Genomic DNA, 762 nt, shown 5'->3' on the forward strand with positions numbered 1-762 from the left:
ATTTGAGCCTGTCGTTACCCGCTACGAAACGACTGTCGGTCGTGCATTGTTGAGCGAAATCCTGCCTAAAGGCCTGCCGTTCGAATACATCAACAAAGCGCTGAAGAAAAAAGAAATTTCTAAGCTGATTAACGCATCGTTCCGCCTATGCGGTTTGCGCGATACGGTTATCTTCGCCGACCACTTGATGTACACCGGTTTCGGATTCGCAGCCAAAGGCGGTATTTCCATTGCTGTTGACGACATGGAAATTCCGAAAGAAAAAGCGGCCTTGTTGGCTGAAGCTAATGCCGAGGTTAAAGAAATCGAAGACCAATACCGTCAAGGTTTGGTCACCAACGGCGAACGCTACAACAAAGTGGTGGATATTTGGGGTCGTGCCGGCGATAAAATTGCTAAAGCGATGATGGATAACTTGTCTAAACAGAAAGTTATCGACCGTGACGGCAACGAAGTCGATCAAGAGTCATTCAACTCCATCTATATGATGGCAGACTCTGGTGCCCGTGGTTCTGCGGCTCAGATTAAACAGTTGTCCGGTATGCGTGGTCTGATGGCTAAACCTGACGGCTCGATTATTGAAACGCCGATTACCTCAAACTTCCGCGAAGGTCTGACCGTATTGCAATACTTTATTGCGACCCACGGTGCGCGTAAGGGTTTGGCGGATACCGCATTGAAAACTGCGAACTCCGGTTACCTGACCCGTCGTCTGGTAGACGTAACTCAAGACTTGGTCGTTGTTGAAGACGATTGTGGCAC

1 pseudogene is annotated in these 762 nt (G+C 48.8%); it reads left to right on the top strand.

The window, feature by feature from the left end:
- A pseudogene (locus tag ACTHUR_RS13595) lies at positions 1-762 on the top strand (DNA-directed RNA polymerase subunit beta'); the annotation flags it as partial.

The organism is Neisseria sp. P0021.S007, assembly GCF_051956855.1.